General features: G+C 72.1%; 12 protein-coding genes. 8 read left to right on the top strand and 4 right to left on the bottom strand.

The window, feature by feature from the left end; genetic code table 11:
- The first annotated feature begins 91 nt into the window (after positions 1-91).
- From OCT49_RS16770 to OCT49_RS16790, 5 genes are all read left to right on the top strand, one after another.
- Positions 92-1,918, top strand: a complete 1,827-nt coding sequence (locus OCT49_RS16770; protein WP_283852701.1) for an acyl-CoA dehydrogenase — start codon at positions 92-94, stop codon at positions 1,916-1,918.
- Between the two features lie 106 nt (positions 1,919-2,024).
- Positions 2,025-2,648, top strand: a complete 624-nt coding sequence (locus OCT49_RS16775; RefSeq protein ID WP_283852702.1) for a Uma2 family endonuclease — start codon at positions 2,025-2,027, stop codon at positions 2,646-2,648.
- A 142-nt stretch (positions 2,649-2,790) separates the two neighbouring features.
- Positions 2,791-3,435 (top strand): hypothetical protein, encoded by a 645-nt coding sequence (locus tag OCT49_RS16780; protein ID WP_283852703.1) that lies wholly within the window; start codon positions 2,791-2,793, stop codon positions 3,433-3,435.
- Between the two features lie 127 nt (positions 3,436-3,562).
- Entirely contained in the window at positions 3,563-4,861 is a 1,299-nt protein-coding gene (locus OCT49_RS16785) for a M18 family aminopeptidase (RefSeq protein WP_283852704.1), read from the top strand.
- A gap of 228 nt (positions 4,862-5,089) precedes the next feature.
- Positions 5,090-8,095 (top strand): AfsR/SARP family transcriptional regulator, encoded by a 3,006-nt coding sequence (locus OCT49_RS16790; RefSeq protein ID WP_283852705.1) that lies wholly within the window; start codon positions 5,090-5,092, stop codon positions 8,093-8,095.
- Positions 8,096-8,575: 480 nt separating this feature from the next.
- Here the strand turns inward: OCT49_RS16790 and OCT49_RS16795 are convergent, their stop codons facing one another.
- On the bottom strand, positions 8,576-10,402 hold the full coding sequence (locus OCT49_RS16795; protein ID WP_283852706.1) for an NHL domain-containing thioredoxin family protein: 1,827 nt from the start codon (positions 10,400-10,402) through the stop codon (positions 8,576-8,578).
- An 82-nt stretch (positions 10,403-10,484) separates the two neighbouring features.
- On the opposite strand from OCT49_RS16795, the gene OCT49_RS16800 reads away from it, so the two are divergent.
- On the top strand, positions 10,485-10,976 hold the full coding sequence (locus OCT49_RS16800) for an LURP-one-related/scramblase family protein (protein ID WP_283852707.1): 492 nt from the start codon (positions 10,485-10,487) through the stop codon (positions 10,974-10,976).
- Between the two features lie 151 nt (positions 10,977-11,127).
- On the opposite strand, the gene OCT49_RS16805 is transcribed toward OCT49_RS16800, so the two are convergent.
- A complete protein-coding gene (locus OCT49_RS16805) occupies positions 11,128-11,922 on the bottom strand; it encodes a carbon-nitrogen family hydrolase (protein WP_283852708.1) in 795 nt (264 codons plus the stop codon).
- A gap of 172 nt (positions 11,923-12,094) precedes the next feature.
- On the opposite strand from OCT49_RS16805, the gene OCT49_RS16810 reads away from it, so the two are divergent.
- Complete coding sequence (locus OCT49_RS16810) at positions 12,095-12,919, top strand: maleylpyruvate isomerase family mycothiol-dependent enzyme (RefSeq protein WP_283852709.1); 825 nt, start codon at positions 12,095-12,097, stop codon at positions 12,917-12,919.
- Positions 12,920-13,015: 96 nt separating this feature from the next.
- Here the strand turns inward: OCT49_RS16810 and OCT49_RS16815 are convergent, their stop codons facing one another.
- Entirely contained in the window at positions 13,016-14,326 is a 1,311-nt protein-coding gene (locus OCT49_RS16815; RefSeq protein WP_283852710.1) for an MFS transporter, read from the bottom strand.
- A complete protein-coding gene (locus tag OCT49_RS16820; protein ID WP_283852711.1) occupies positions 14,323-15,054 on the bottom strand; it encodes a GntR family transcriptional regulator in 732 nt (243 codons plus the stop codon). The genes OCT49_RS16815 and OCT49_RS16820 overlap by 4 nt, the downstream gene beginning before the upstream one ends.
- 276 nt (positions 15,055-15,330) lie before the next feature.
- Here OCT49_RS16820 and OCT49_RS16825 point away from each other — a divergent pair, with 276 nt between their 5' ends.
- Positions 15,331-16,230, top strand: a complete 900-nt coding sequence (locus OCT49_RS16825; protein WP_283852712.1) for a D-alanyl-D-alanine carboxypeptidase family protein — start codon at positions 15,331-15,333, stop codon at positions 16,228-16,230.
- The last annotated feature ends 41 nt before the right edge of the window (positions 16,231-16,271 follow it).

Raw genomic sequence — 16,271 nt, forward strand, 5'->3', positions numbered from 1 at the left:
CTGATATACGCACGTCGGCTCGTCGCCCGTCCGGCCCGCACCCCGACCCCCGGGGCGCCGCGCGCCACCGCTATTGATTACGGAGCCTTCCATGGGGCACTACAAGTCGAATCTCCGCGACATCGAGTTCAACCTCTTCGAGGTCCTCGGTCGCGACAAGACGTACGGCACCGGTCCGTTCGCCGAGATGGACGTCGAGACGGCGAAGAGCATCCTCGAGGAGGTCACCCGCCTCGCGGAGAACGAGCTGGCCGAGTCCTTCGCGGACGCCGACCGCAACCCGCCGGTCTTCGACCCGGAGACCAACACCGCCCCGGTCCCGGCGGCCTTCAAGAAGTCGTACAAGGCGTTCATGGACTCCGAGTACTGGCGTCTGGGCCTGCCCGAGGAGATCGGCGGCACCACCTCGCCGCGCTCCCTGATCTGGGGCTACGCGGAGCTGCTGCTCGGCGCCAACCCGGCCATCTGGATGTACTGCTCCGGCCCGGCGTTCGCCGGCATCCTCTTCGAGGAGGGCAACGAGGCGCAGAAGAAGATCGCCGAGATCGCCGTCGAGAAGCAGTGGGGCTCGACGATGGTGCTGACCGAGCCGGACGCCGGTTCCGACGTCGGCGCGGGCCGCACGAAGGCCGTCGAGCAGGCGGACGGCTCCTGGCACATCGAGGGCGTGAAGCGCTTCATCACCTCGGGCGAGCACGACATGTCCGAGAACATCCTCCACTACGTGCTGGCCCGCCCCGAGGGCGCCGGCCCCGGCACGAAGGGCCTCTCCCTCTTCCTGGTCCCGAAGTTCGAGTTCGACTGGACCACCGGCGAGCTGGGCGAGCGCAACGGCGTGTACGCGACCAACGTCGAGCACAAGATGGGCCTCAAGGCGTCCAACACCTGCGAGATGACCTTCGGCGACAAGCACCCCGCCAAGGGCTGGCTGATCGGCGACAAGCACGACGGCATCCGCCAGATGTTCCGCATCATCGAGTTCGCCCGCATGATGGTCGGCACGAAGGCGATCGCGACCCTGTCGACCGGCTACCTGAACGCGCTGGAGTACGCCAAGGAGCGCGTCCAGGGCACGGACCTGTCGCAGTTCATGGACAAGACCGCCCCCAAGGTCACCATCACGCACCACCCCGACGTGCGCCGCTCCCTCATGACGCAGAAGGCGTACGCGGAGGGCATGCGCTCCCTCGTGCTGTACACCGCCACCGTCCAGGACGCGATCCAGGAGAAGGAGGCCGCGGGCGAGGACGCGAAGGCGCTGCACGGCCTCAACGACCTGCTGCTCCCGATCGTGAAGGGCTACGGCTCCGAGAAGTCGTACGAGCAGCTGGCGCAGTCGCTCCAGACCTTCGGCGGCTCCGGGTACCTCCAGGAGTACCCGATCGAGCAGTACATCCGTGACGCCAAGATCGACACGCTGTACGAGGGCACGACCGCGATCCAGGGCCAGGACTTCTTCTTCCGGAAGATCGTCCGCGACCAGGGCGCCTCGCTGAACACCCTCGCCGAGGAGATCAAGAAGTTCCTCGCCGGCGCCCAGGGCAACGAGGAGCTGGCCGGTGCGCTGGACTCGCTCGCCAAGGCGGCCGTCGACCTGGAGGCGATCGTCGGCACGATGATCACCGACCTCACCGCGACCGGCGAGGACGTCAAGAACATCTACAAGGTGGGCCTCAACACCACCCGCCTGCTGATGGCCTCCGGCGATGTCGTCGTCGGCTACCTGCTGCTCAAGGGCGCCGCCGTCGCGGCCGAGAAGCTGCCGACCGCGACCGGCAAGGACGTCGCGTTCTACCGGGGCAAGATCGCCGCCGCGAAGTTCTTCGCCGCGAACGTCCTGCCGGGCGTCTCGACCGAGCGCGCGCTCGCCGAAGCCGTCGACAACTCGCTGATGGAGCTGGACGAGGCCGCCTTCTAGCCGCCGTTCAAGATCGTCAACACGCGCCGCCACCCGGACACGCTTTCGGGTGGCGGTGCTGTCGTATCAGCTGGGTACGCTGACGGCAGGGCTCAGAATCCCGTCCATGGGAGGAACCATGACCGCCGAGGCACTGCCCGAAGCGTCGCAGTCGCGGCGCGACGATTCCACGTGGCCGGTCCCACCGCCGGACGGCTGGACCGTGGACGAATTCTTCACGCTCGACCTCCCGCCGCACGCAGAGCTGATCGACGGGAGTCTGGTTTTCGTGAGTCCGCAGCGGAAGTTCCACACGCTGGCGATGTATCTGCTGGAACAGGGGCTGCGCAGTCACGTTCCGGAAGATCTGCGCGTCCGTCGGGAGATGGCCGTCGTGCTCGGCAGGCGCAATGTCCCGGAACCCGACCTCGTCGTGGTGACGGCCGAGGCGGACAAGGACCAGCGCCAGACCCGCTACGAGGCCGCCGACGTCCTGCTCGCCGTCGAGGTGGTCTCCCCCGACTCCGAGGACCGCGACCGCGACACCAAGCCCCACAAGTACGCGGCGGCGGGCATCCCGCACTTCTGGCGGGTCGAGATGGACGGCGCGCACGACCGGCCCGTGGTGTGGACGTACGAGTGCGACGCGGTGAGCGGGACGTACGCCCCGACCGGGGTCCACCGCGACCGGCTGAAGCTCTCCGTCCCGTACGACATCGACATCGACCTGACCGCCATCGACCGGCTGTAGACCTGGTGCCGTCCCGCCGCACCGGCCCTCCTCTCTACTATCGGACGTCCAACAGCCGGAGGGGGCGGGTTCACTCATGGGTGGCAAGGGTTTCGCGGGGATACGGCAGAACCGGGGGAGTCGGGGGATACGGGAGAACCGGGTGAGCCGGGGGTTCCTGGCGGCCGGGGCGGCGCTGCTGCTGCTCGCGGGCTGCGGTAGCGGGGACGACGCCGAGGCGGCGGCGCTCGACCGGAAGCAGGTCGCCTCCGTGCTGCCGGACGCGAAAGCCGTACCGGGCTGGCGGAACTACATGAAGCCCGAGGCCCAGAAACCGGTGGCCGATTTCCCGCCGCCGGTCTGCACGGCCGACACGAAGGAGAAGCGGAAGACGGCCTGCGCCCCGGTCACGTCCTGGGGCACCTCGGCCTTCGTGCGGAAGCCGGACGGGACCACGCTGAACTTCTGGGTCCTCGCCTACGAGGACGAGAAGACCGCAGCCGCCGCCCACGACGTCCTGATCGAGTGGTACGGCGGGGACCGGGTCGGCATGGACGCCCGGAAGGTGGACCTGGGCGACATCGGCGACGACCGGGAGGCCAACCGCGCCGCCGTCGGCACCCTGGGCGGACCGGCCACGATCGCGCAGCTCCGGGTCGGGACGACCGTCCTGGGCATCAGCACCGGCACCCCGGGGAAGAAGACCGTCCCCGACGAGCGGGTCCAGGCGTTCGCCACCATGTTCGCCGAGCGGGCGCAGCAGGCACAGAACGGGGAGAAACCCTCCGCGAAGGTCTCCGGGCAGTGAGCGGGCAGCGAGCAGGAAGCGAGTGGGCGGTGAAGGGGCGCTGACCGGACATCGGACGGCCATTGGGCGGACGCCCTCCGGGGACGGAAGTGAAGCCCTCCGGTCCGGTCTCGTTACAGTGAGGAACATGAGTTCCTCCCCCCGCTTCGACCGCGGCCACACCGACGATCTCCAGGCCTTCCTGATGGCCTCCCCCTCCCCGTACCACGCCGTGGCCACCGCGGCCGGGCGCCTGGAGAAGGCGGGGTTCCGGCAGGTCGAGGAGACCGCGGCCTGGGACGGCAGTACCGGGGGGAAGTACGTGCTGCGCGGCGGCGCGATCGTGGCCTGGTACGTACCGGAGGGCGCCGGGGCGCACACCCCGTTCCGGATCATCGGGGCGCACACCGACTCGCCGAACCTGCGGGTCAAGCCGCTGCCCGACACCGGGGCGCACGGCTGGCGGCAGGTCGCCGTGGAGATCTACGGCGGGACGCTGCTCAACACCTGGCTCGACCGGGACCTCGGCCTCGCCGGCCGGATCTCGCTGCGGGACGGCACCCACCGACTGGTGAACATCGACCGGCCGCTGCTGCGCGTGCCGCAGCTGGCCGTGCACCTGGACCGGTCGGCCAACCCCGACGGGCTGAAGCTGGACCGGCAGAAGCACATGCAGCCGATCTGGGGCCTGGGCGAGGTGGCGGAGGGCGACCTGATCCGGTTCGTCGCCGAGGAGGCGGGCGTCGCCGCCGAGGACGTGACCGGCTGGGACCTGATGCCGCACGCCGTCGAACCCCCCGCCTACCTGGGCCGGGACCGCGAGCTGCTGGCCGGGCCCAGGATGGACAACCTGCTCTCGGTGCACGCGGCGACCGCCGCGCTCGCCGCCGTCGCCGGGCAGCCGGACGACGAGCTCCCGTACATCCCGGTCATGGCCGCCTTCGACCACGAGGAGAACGGCTCGCAGTCCGACACCGGCGCCGACGGGCCGCTGCTCGGCACGGTTCTGGAGCGTTCCGTCTTCGCACGCGGCGGCGCGTACGAGGACCGGGCGCGGGCCTTCGCCGGGACCGTCTGCCTCTCCTCCGACACCGGTCACGCGGTCCACCCCAACTACGCCGAGCGCCACGACCCGACCCACCACCCGGTGGTCAACGGCGGACCGATCCTCAAGGTCAACGTCAACATGCGGTACGCGACCGACGGCAGCGGCCGGGCCGTGTTCGCGGAGGCGTGCCGGAAGGCGGACGTGCCGTGGCAGACGTTCGTCTCCAACAACTCGATGCCGTGCGGCACCACGATCGGCCCGATCACCGCCGCCCGGCACGGCATCCAGACGGTGGACATCGGGGTCGCGATCCTGTCCATGCACAGCGCCCGTGAGCTGTGCGGTTCGGACGACCCGTACCTGCTGGCCAACGCGATGGCGGCGTTCCTGACGGGCTGATCCCCGCCCCGCCGCCCGAGTCGGGTTTCGACGCCTGAGTCGAGTTCCGCCGCCCGCTGCCCCGTCGCCCTGCCCGTCGGCTGCGGGCGGCGGGCGGCTGCGGGCTCCAGGCGGCTGCGGGCGGCTGTGGGCTGCGGGTGCTCTCGGTGAGCCCCTCGGAGCCCCGATATCCTGGGACTTTCCCGCTGCCCGGCCATGGGCGCGTCCGGCCCGGAAGGAAAGCCGCCCGTGGAGTTCCGGCTGCTCGGCACCGTCTCCGTCGACACGCACACCGGGCCCCTCCCCCTCGGCCCCGCCAAGCGCCGCAGCCTGCTCGCCGCGCTGCTGCTGTCCGCGAACACCCCCGTCTCCATGGCGAGGCTGACGGGCTCCCTGTGGGCCGACGAGCCGCCGCTGCACGCCCGCAGCGTCATTCAGGGACACGTCTCCCGGCTGCGCGCCCTCCTGGTCGGCGCGGACGCGGAGGCGTACGGGGTGGAGCTGGTCACCCTCGGCGACGCGTACGTGCTGCGGCTGCCGGAGACCCTGCTGGACGCGCAGCGGTTCGAGGAGCTGCTGACGCTGGCGCGGGGACAGCGCAACCCCGCCGACGCCGTGCTGATGTTCAAGGAGGCGCTGTCCCTGTGGCAGGGCCCCGCGCTCAGCGGCGCGTTCGCCGGGCCGCCGCTCCAGGCCGCCGCGCACTCGCTGGAGGAGTCGCGGCTGGCCACGGTCGAGCAGCTGGCGCGCGCCTACTCGGAGCTGGGGGAGCACAACCGGGCCGCGTCGGTGCTGCGGGCCGAAGCGGTCACGCACCCGATGCGGGAGTCGCTGGCGGCGGGGCTGATGACGGCGCTGTACCGGGCGGGGCGCCAGTCCGAGGCGCTGGACTGGTTCCACCGCACGCGGCGGCTGCTCGCCGACGAGCTGGGCATCGACCCGGGGCACGAGCTGGCCGACGCGTACGCGCTGATCCTGCGCGGCGACCCGGGGCCGGGCACCGCACGGAACGCGCCCGACGGCCGGGGTGCGGCGCCCGGCCCGGCCCGGACGAACGGCGGCCCCGGCCCCGGCCTCCGTGCCGGGGGCGGTACTGCGGCCGACGCGTCCGGAGCCGGGACCGCGGCGGGCCCGGCGGCCGTTCCCTCGGCCGGCGTTCCAGCCTCCGGGGCCGGGGCGGTGGCGGGCACGGTCGCCGGTTCGACGGCCCGGCCGGCCGGTGACACGTGTTCCGGAGCGGGTTCCGGGATGGGCTCCGACGCGGGCGGTGACACGGCCGCCGTCCGCGCGCCCGCGGCGGCCCGGCCCCTCCCGCTGTCGCCCCTCGGCGGCGCCCCGCACCCCACCGACCTGCTGCCCCGCGCACCCCGCGGCTTCCAGGGCCGGACCGCCGAGCTGGCCGCGCTGACCCGGGCCGCGGCGGGCGAGGCACCCGTCTGCCTGGTCACCGGACCGGCCGGGGTGGGGAAGACCGCGATGGCCGTGCAGTGGGCGCACCGCAACTCCGCCGCCTTCCCGGACGGACGGCTCTTCGCCGATCTGCGCGGGTTCAGCGACACCGGCGAGCCCGCGGCCATCGAGGTGCTGCGCGAGTTCCTGCTGGCGCTCGGGGTCGCACCGCGCCGCGTCCCGGAGTCCGTCGCCGCCGCGGCGGCGCTCTTCCGCTCGCTGACCGACGGGCGCCGGCTGCTCGTCGTCCTCGACAACGCCCGCGACTCCGCCGCCGTCCGGCCGCTGCTGCCGGGCGGCAGCGACTGCGTCACCCTGGTCACCAGCCGGCACCGGCTGGAGGGCCTCATCGCCTCGGACGCCGCCCGTCCCGTACCGCTCGACGTCCTCGAACCGCCGGACGGCACCGCCCTGCTCGCCGGTGTGCTCGGCGAGGACCGGGTCCTGGCCGAACCGGTCGCGGCCCGCCGGCTCGCCGAACTCTGCGGGGGGCTGCCGCTCGCGCTGCGGGTCACCGCGGCCCGGCTGGCGGGGCGCCCGACCCGGACCCTGGCCGGCCTCGCCGACGAACTGGCCGACGAGCGCAGCCGGCTGACGTACCTCGACGTGGACGACACCGGCGTCTCGGCCGCGCTGCGGCTGACCGTGCAGCAGCTGCCGCAGGACGCCGTCCACCAGCTCGCCCGGCTCGGCCACCACCCGGGCAGCCACTTCGACCCGTACACGGCCGCCGCGCTCGCCGGAACCGACCCGGTCGCCGCCGCGGCGGCGCTGGAGCGGCTCGCCACCGCCCACCTCGTCGCCGAGACGGCCCCCGGCCGCTGGGGGCTGCACGACCTGGTGCGCCTCTACGCCCGCGGCATGGACCCCACGAGCGGGCCCGAGGCCCTCATCGGCGTCCTCGACCACTACATCGCCACCGCGCTGGCCGCCGCCGACACGGCCGAACCCGGCGACGAGCCCTGCTTCGTCCTGCCGGACGACTACCACCGCCCCGCCGCCGTGCGGGACTTCGCCGACCGGGCGACGGCCATGCACTGGCTGGCCACCGAGCGCGACGATCTGGCGCTGGCCGCCGTCGCTGCCCGGAACGCCGGATTCCACGACCGGGCGTGGCGGATCGTCCTGCTCCAGTGGCCGCAGGTGGTCTGGCGGGTGCGGGACAACTGGTCCCCGCTGCTGGAACTGGCACTGGACTCCGCCCGCGCCCACGCCGACCCGTACGCCGAGTCGCGGGTGCTCAACCTGCTGGGCTGGGTGCTGACCGAGGAGGGCAGGACCGCCGAGGCGATCGCCCTGCTGGAGCGTTCGCCCGGCCTCGCCCGGCAGTCCGGCGACCGGCTCGGCGAGGCGACCGCGCTGATCAACCTGGCCGCCGTCCAGGCCGAGCAGGGGGAGCTGGACACGGCGCTGGAGAACTGCGAGCAGGCCGTCGCGCTGGCCCGTGCGGAACAGGACGCGCACACCGAGATGCTCGCCCTCCAGCACCTGGCCCGGATGCAGCTCACGGCGAACCTGCCGCTGGACGCCCTGGCATCCGCCCGGACCGCGCTCGGCCTCGGCCCCGAGCACGAGGAGGTCGCCCGCCGGGTGCTGCTGCTGACCACCAGCGGCGAGGCCCATCTGGCGCTCGGTTCGGAGGAGGAGGGCATCCAGCTGCTGGACCGGGCGGCCGGGGAGGCGGAGCGCACCGGTTACGACGAGGGCGCGGTCCGGGCCCTCGAAGCGCTGCTGCGGGTGACGGCGCGACCGGAGTACCGCAAGCGGTACGAGGAGGCCCTCCACCGGCTCACCGACGACAGGTGACCCGCGCGTGCGCGGGGGATCCGGCCTCCCGCGCACGGATGGTTCCGCGCCCCCGCGCGCCCCGGGGGCCGTGGACCGTGTACCGTGCCCCGCGCCCGGTGCGCCGTGGATCATGCGTCGGCCCTGGTGCGGCCGGGCCCGGACATCAGCGGAACGTCAGTATTACGACAGCGGAACGTGAGCGGCGGCGCCCAGAATCGGCGCGGACGGCCTCGGAGCTGTCGGGCCCGACCCAGCGGGTCCCGACGGAACAGGTTCCGACCGGCAGACCCCGAACTGCCGGTCGGGACCACCGGAGCCGGATCGCGCCGGGGGGTGGGGTCCGGTCACCCGGGGGGTGGGGTCCGGGCCGGCAGGACCCGAACCTGCCGGTCCGGAAGCCCCGCCCGCCCTACCGGAACCCGACCCCGGCATCCCCGTGCTTCAGGCCCGGCGTCCCCGGCCCGGCATCCCAGCGTTTCAGCCCTCAGGCCCGGCGGCTCAGGCCTGTTCGTCCATTCCCGCCAGCACCAGCGGCAGCCGGGGCGCTCCCCCGGCACCCACCCGAACCGGAACCCCCCAGTCCTGCTGGTGGACGTGGCAGGCCGGGTACTCGTTGGCCGGGTCGTCGTCGCAGGAGGCCGCCATCGCCGACACGTGCAGCACGCCCTCGGTGACGCCGTCGGCGAGGACCAGGTCGCGGAACAGGTCGGTGCCGGCCCCCGCGCCGCCGGCCAGCAGATCGGGCGGGGTCGCCGAGACCAGCAGCCGGGTCGAGGGGCCGTACCGGGTGTCCAGCTTCTGCCCGGCGGGGGCCTGGAAGACCACGTCGAGCCGGAGCGTGCCCGGGGCGATCTCGGTGGCCGCGCGCTGCGTGCGGTGCGCCCGGTCGGCGACGCGTACGGCCTCCTCGGGCAGGCGCAGCCGGGTCAGCCGGTGCCGGGCGGACTCGACGACGACGAGGTCGCCGTCGACCAGCACGGCGTCGCTGGGCTCGCGCAGATCCGTGGCCAGTGTGGTGACCTCGTCGCCCACGGGGTCGTAGCGCCGCAGCGCGTGGTTGTACGTGTCGCAGACCGCCACGGACCCGTCGGGCAGCGCGGTCACCCCCAGCGGGTGCTGGAGCAGGGCCTGTCCGGCGGCGCCGTCGCGGTGCCCGAAGTCGAAGAGCCCGGTGCCGACCGCCGTACGGACGGCGAAGCCGGTGCCGTCGCGCTCCACGTACCGGAGGGCGGACGTCTCCGAGTCGGCGACCCAGAGCCTGGTCCCGTCGGCGGACACGGCGAGCCCGGACGGCTGGGCGAACCACGCCTCGGCGGCCGGTCCGTCGACCAGCCCCTCGTTGGTCGTACCCGCCTCGGCCCGCACCGTCCCCGTTCCGGGGTCGTACGTCCACAGCTGGTGCACGCCCGCCATGGCGATCCACAGCCGGTCCGCGAACCAGGCGACGTCCCAGGGGGAGGAGAGATCGACCTCACGGGCCGGGCCGGACGTGGGCGAGCCCTGCCACCACTGGCGGCCGGTGCCCGCGAGGGTCGTGGTCCCGCCGGTGGCGGGGTCGAGGGCGCGCAGGGCGTGGTTGACCGTGTCGGCGACCACGATCCGCCCGTCGGGCAGCGCGGCGAGGCCCTGCGGCTCGGAGAACCGGGCCCCGTCGGGCCCGCCGTCGACGAGCCCCCGGTTCCCCGTCCCGATGTGCCGGCGCACCGTTTCGCCGTCCGGCCCGGTCTCGACCAGACGGTGGCGGGTGGTGTCGGAGACGAGGAAGCCGCCGTCGGGCAGGAGCAGCGCCTTGCCGGGGAAGCGCAGGTGCGTGGCGACCGGCTCGGGCGCGACGTACGGACCGTCGCCGCGACGCAGCGTGCCCTTCGCGCCGTGCTCGGCCTCCAGCTCCTCCACCAGCTTCTCGATGGCGTGCGCATGGCCCTCACCCGCGTGCTGGGCGACGACGTAGCCCTCGGGGTCGATGACGACGAGCGTCGGCCAGGCCCGTACGGCGTACTGCTTCCAGGTGGCCAGCTCCGGGTCGTCGAGGACCGGGTGGTGCACCCCGTACCGCTCGACGGCGTCCACGACGGCCCGGTGCTCGGCCTCGTGGACGAACTTCGGCGAGTGCACACCGATGATCACGACGGTGTCGCGGTGCTTCTCCTCCAGCTCGCGCAGCTCGTCGAGCACATGCAGGCAGTTCACACAGCAGAAGGTCCAAAAGTCCAGGATCACGATGCGTCCTCGCAGGTCGGCGAGGGTGTACTGCTGGTCGCCCGTATTGAGCCAGCCGCCCTTGCCGACCAGTTCGGGGGCCCTGACGCGCGCACGTGTTGCCATGTGGACAGTCAACATCACCGCGGCCCGCGCGCATTCCGGAGGGTCCGGGCCTTCCGGGGGTTCCTGGGGGAACCTGTGGCCCATGAGATTCCTGGTGCGCGAACGGCTCTTCGCCGTCGGTGACGACTACTGGATCGAGGACGCGGACGGCCGCAAGGTCTTCCTCGTCGACGGCAAGGCCATGCGGCTGCGGGACACCTTCGAGCTGAAGGACGCCTCGGGCCGGGTCCTGGTCCGGAGCCGGCAGAAGCTGCTCAGCCTGCGCGACACGATGGTCGTCGAGCGCGACGGCGAACAGCTCGCCGAGATCAGGCGCAAACGGCTGTCGCTGCTGCGCAACCACTACCGGGTGACGCTGGCGGACGGCACCGTGCTCGACGTCAGCGGCAGGATCCTGGACCGCGAGTTCGCCATCGAGTACGACGGGGAGCTGCTGGCCCAGATCTCCCGGCGGTGGCTGACCGTCCGGGACACCTACGGGATCGACATCGTGCGCGAGGACGCGGACGCGGCGCTGCTCCTCGCCGTGGCGATCTGCGTCATCGTCCTCGCGGACAAGGAACGCGACGGCTGAATCCGGCCGATCTCGCGGTGCTCGGCCGGTTCACGGTGCCTGACCGATTTCGCAGTGCCCGCCCGATTCGCGGTGCCCGGACCCGGCCGGTTTCACGTGAAACGGCCCGAAGAGGCGCTCAGGGCAAGGCACTTCCCGGAAGCGGGCGGGGTCAGGGACGGGCAGATCCCAGGCCCGGGCGGCGGTCCTTGAGGGCCGGGAACTGCTCACGGGTCTCCGCCACCGCCCCCGGGTCGAACTCCACGTCGAGCACCTCCTCGTCCGCGCCCGCCTCCGCGAGCACCTCGCCCCAGGGGTCGACGACGATGCTGTGCCCGGCCTGCTCGATACCGGCGTGGGTGCCCGCGCAGCCGACGGCCAGGACGTACGACTGGTTCTCCACCGCGCGGGCGCGGGCCAGCAGCGTCCAGTGGGCGCGGCGGCGCTCGGGCCAGCCCGCGGCGACGACCAGTGTCTGGGCGCCCGCGTCCACCAGGCCCCGGAACAGCTCGGGAAAGCGCAGGTCGTAGCAGGTGGCGAGGCCGAGCACGGTCTGCGGCAGGGCGACCGTGACCAGCTCGTCGCCGGCGCCCATCATGACCGCCTCGCCCTTGTCGAAGCCGAAGCGGTGCACCTTGCGGTACGCGGCGGCCAGCTCGCCCTCGGGGGTGAGGACGAGCGAGGTGTTGTAGAGGGTGCCGTCGGGGGCCCGCTCGACGACGGAGCCGGCGTGCAGCCAGATCCCGGCGTCGGCGGCGGCCTTCGCCATGATGTCGTGGGTGGGGCCCCGGAGCGGCTCGGCCTCCTTCTCGAACTCGGTGTACGAGAAGGCACCGACCGGCCAGAGCTCGGGAAGGACCACCAGATCCGCGCCGCGGCGGGAGGCGACCAGCGAAGCCGCCCGCCGTCTGCGGGAGTCGACGGATTCGTCCGGGTCTACTGCGATCTGGATGAGGGAGGCGCGCACACTACCACCGTCCTGGCGTTCAAGCCGTCAACACGGCCTACGATCGTCACACGAAAGCACTGCCGGGGTGCCTGATCGCAGCGTAACTTAGCGATCGAACCTCCCACGCAGTCCGCCGCCGCCCGCGCCCAGCACTCCAGCCCATGCACCGCAGAACCGCACGAGGGGTCCCGTGACCGTCCATCCCAGCCTCCAGACCTATGCCGATGCCTGGACCCACTCCATCGAGTCGATAGCCGAGCTGGTGAAGTCGCTCCCCGAGGGGGAGTGGAACCGCAGAACACCGTGCCCCGCCTGGTCGGTGCGCGATGTCGTCTCGCACATCATCGGCATGGAGTGCGAGCAGCTCGGCGACCCGCGCCCGATCCACTCCCTGCCCCGCGACCTCTACCACGTGCAGAGCGACTTCGCCCGCTACATGGAGATGCAGGTCGATGTGCGGCGCCACCACACCGCGCCGGAGATGACCTCCGAGCTGGAATACACGATCATTCGCCGCGCGCGTCAGCTGCGCAACGAGACACGTGCCCCCGAGACCATGGTCCGGGCCCCGCTGGGCGCCGAGCAGACCCTCGAACTGGCACTGCGGATGCGGGTCTTCGACGTCTGGGTGCACGAGCAGGACCTGCGGACGGCGCTGGTCCGGCCCGGCAACCTGGACTCCCCCGGCGCCACCGTCGTCCGGGACGTCCTGCTCGAAGCGCTGCCGAAGGTGGTCGCCAAGGACGCCGGGGCCCCGCCCCACACGGCGATCGTGCTCGATGTGAGCGGGCCGCTGGAGTTCCTGCGCACCGTCAGGGTCGACGCGGAGGGCCGCGGTTCGGTGGACGGCTCGCCCTCGCTCGGCCCCGCGGTGACGCTGGCGATGGACTGGGAGACGTACTTCCGTCTCGCCTGCGGGCGGGTGCGGCCGGGCGCGGTCGCCGACCGGCTCAAGATCGAGGGCGACCAGGACCTGGCGGAAGCGATCCTGCGGAACTTCGCCGTCACCCCGTGAGGCGCTCCGCGGTGCGGTGAGCTGTGATCGGTGATCGGCGGCGCCCGCCGCGCGAGGACGGGCGCCGCCAGTCGAACCGGGCCCGGGCGCGGGGCCTCACACCGGCACGTGCACGGCCTCCACGCGGCTGATCACGTGGTGCTCCCGCTCCCGGTGCGCGGCCCTGGAGCGCAGTCGCAGGATCTGGACGACGCCGATCGCCTCCAGCACGAAGACCGAGGAGAACGCGATCCGGTAGTTGTCGCCGGTCGCGTCGAGCAGGACGCCGATGGCGAAGAGCGTGGTCATCGAGGCGATGAAGCCGCCCATGTTGACGATGCCCGATGCGGTGCCCTGCCGCTCCGGAGGGTTGGCGGGCCGGGCGAAGTCGAAGCCGATCATCGAGGCCGGGCCGCACGCGCCGAGCACCACGCACAGGACGATCAGCAGCCACATCGGCGCCCGGTCGGCCGGGAAGAAGACGGCCGAGGCCCAGAGCAGCGCCGTGACCGCGACCGTGCCCAGGGCCAGCGGGGCGCGGGCGGCGTGGTGACGGGCCACGATCTGCCCGTAGACCAGCCCGAACGCCATGTTGGAGAGCACCACCAGGGTGAGCAGCTCACCGGCGGCCGACCGGCTCAGCCCCTGAGCCTCGACCAGGAACGGCAGCCCCCACAGCAGCAGGAACACCATCGCCGGGAACTGCGTGGTGAAGTGCACCCACATGCCGAGCCGGGTACCGGGCTCCCGCCAGGCGTCCGCGATCTGCCCGCGCACATAGGCGGCACCCGCCCGCTCGACGGGCGGCGGCTCGTGGCCCTCGGGGTGGTCCTTCAGGAACAGCATCAGGAGTACGAGGACGACGACGCCGGCCATCGAGCTGCCGACGAAGGTGGTGGTCCAGCCGAGCCCGTGCAGGGACCGCGCGATCAGGAGCGTCGAGACGAGGTTGCCCGCCATCCCGAAGAGCGCCGCGATCTGCCCGATCAGCGGGCCGCGCCGGGCCGGGAACCAGCGCGCCCCGAGCCTCAGCACGCTGATGAACGTCATCGCGTCGCCGCAGCCCAGCAGCGCCCTGGAGGCCAGCGCCATGCCGTACGAGGGGGACAGCGCGAAGCCGAGCTGCCCGAGGGTGAACAGGACGGCCCCCAGGGTGAGGACCTTCTTGGTGCCGAGGCGGTCGACCATCAGGCCGACGGGTATCTGCATGCCCGCGTAGACGAGCAGCTGGAGGATGGAGAAGGTGGCGAGGGCGGAGGCGTTGACGTGGAACCGGTCGGCGGCGTCGAGCCCGGCGACGCCCAGGCTGGTGCGGAAGATGATGGCGACGAAGTAGACGGCGACGCCGATGCCCCAGACCCGCACGGCACGTCGGCCGCCGGGGGGATCACCGGGCAGGGACAGGGTGGGAGCGGCGGCGGAACTCACCGGTCCTCACCCCTGATCAGCACCTTGACCCGGCCGACATGGTGGCGCACGACCTGCGCGGCGCCCTCCGCGTCACCGGCCCTGATCGCCTCCAGCAGCTCGCCGTGCTCGGTGATGTTGGCGGCGATCCGGTCCGGATGCGCCTCCATCACGGCGACGCCCATCCGCAGCTGCCGGTCGCGCAGCTGGTCGTAGAGGCGCGAGAGGATCTCGTTGCCCGCGTTGCGCACGATCTCGGCGTGGAAGCAGCGGTCCTTCACGGACACCTCGGCCAGGTCCCCGGCCTCGGCCAGCAGCCGCTGCTCCTCCAGGAGCTCCTCCAGCCGGGCGATCAGCCGCGGGGAGGCGGGCACGGCCTTGCGGGCCGCGAACTCCTCCACGAGCAGCCGGGTCTCCACCACGTCCGCGATCTCCTGGGCGGAGACGGCAAGCACCAGGGCGCCCTTCTTCGGGTACAGCTTGATCAGCCCCTCGACCTCCAGCCGCAGCAACGCCTCGCGCACCGGGGTGCGGGAGACGCCGACGGCCTCGGCGAGATCGCCCTCGGTGAGGAGCGTGCCGCCCTCGTAACGGCGGTCCAGGACCGCCTCCTTGATGTGGGCGTAGACGCGCTCGGCGGCGGGCGGCCGCTTCACGACCGCCTTCGCGGCCGTCTTGGTCACGGTCTTCGCGACGGTCTTTTCGGTGGACTTCCCGGAGGGCTTCACGGTCGAGGGCGCGGCAGGCATGCGCACAGCATAGATACAACATGCGTACATGAGGAAACCTGTCCAGGATGCGGACCGGCCGGGAGTCGCCCGGCACTCCGGCCGGCGCCCCGGCCGAGACCCCGGTCGTCCCCACCCGGCACCCCGACCGACCCCCAGCCCGAGACCCCCGGCCGGAAATCACCCACAGCCCGAAATTGCCCCAGGAATCAGCACATCCATCCCCCGACCTCATGAGTCTCATCACCGAGCGGCACCTTCATGCGGCCGCATTCAAGGGGCATTTGGAGCTTTCAGTTGAAAATCGGCATCAAGGGCATAAACCGCGTCACCGCCTCCGCCACCGTGGCCCTGACCGCGGGTGCCGTCATCGCGAGCGGCGTGTTCGCCTCCTCGGCGCAGGCCGCCACGCCGCCCACCCCGAAGATCACCGCCGCCGGCGGTTACACGATGAACAACGGCACCGCGAAGTCCCTGTTCGCCAAGGGCGCGGACACCCGTCGTTCCACCGGCTCCACCACCAAGATCATGACGGCCAAGGTGGTGCTGTCGCAGAAGAACCTGAACCTGGATTCCAAGGTCACGATCCAGAAGGCGTACAGCGACTACATCGTCTCCAAGGGCGCCTCGTCGGCCCGCCTCATCGTGGGTGACAAGGTCACCGTCCGCCAGCTCCTGTACGGCCTGATGCTGCCGTCCGGCTGCGACGCCGCCTACGCGCTGGCCGACAAGTTCGGTTCCGGCACCACCCGCGCGGCCCGCGTGAAGTCGTTCATCGGCAAGATGAACGCCCAGGCCAAGTCCCTCGGGCTGAAGAACACCCGCTTCGACTCGTTCGACGGCATAGGGAACGGCTCGAACTACTCGACGCCGCGCGACCTGACGAAGCTCGCCGGCAACGCGATGAAGAACTCCACCTTCCGCTCGATCGTCAAGACCAAGTCGACCAAGCAGAAGGTCACCACGAAGTCCGGCGGCTACCGCTACATGTCGTGGACCAACACCAACACCATGCTCAGCAGCTACAGCGGTGCGATCGGCATCAAGACCGGCTCCGGCCCGACGGCCAAGTACTGCCTGGTCTTCGCCGCGACCCGCGGCAGCAAGACCATCGTCGGCACGGTGCTCGCCTCCACGAGCGCGGCCAACCGTTCCGCGGACATGAAGAAGATCATGGACTACTCCTTCAAGAAGTAGCCCGGTCCGGCAGCACCGACGAAGGGGGTCCGCGTCACGCG

The sequence above is a fragment of the Streptomyces sp. ML-6 genome (assembly GCF_030116705.1).
Lineage (GTDB): Bacteria > Actinomycetota > Actinomycetes > Streptomycetales > Streptomycetaceae > Streptomyces.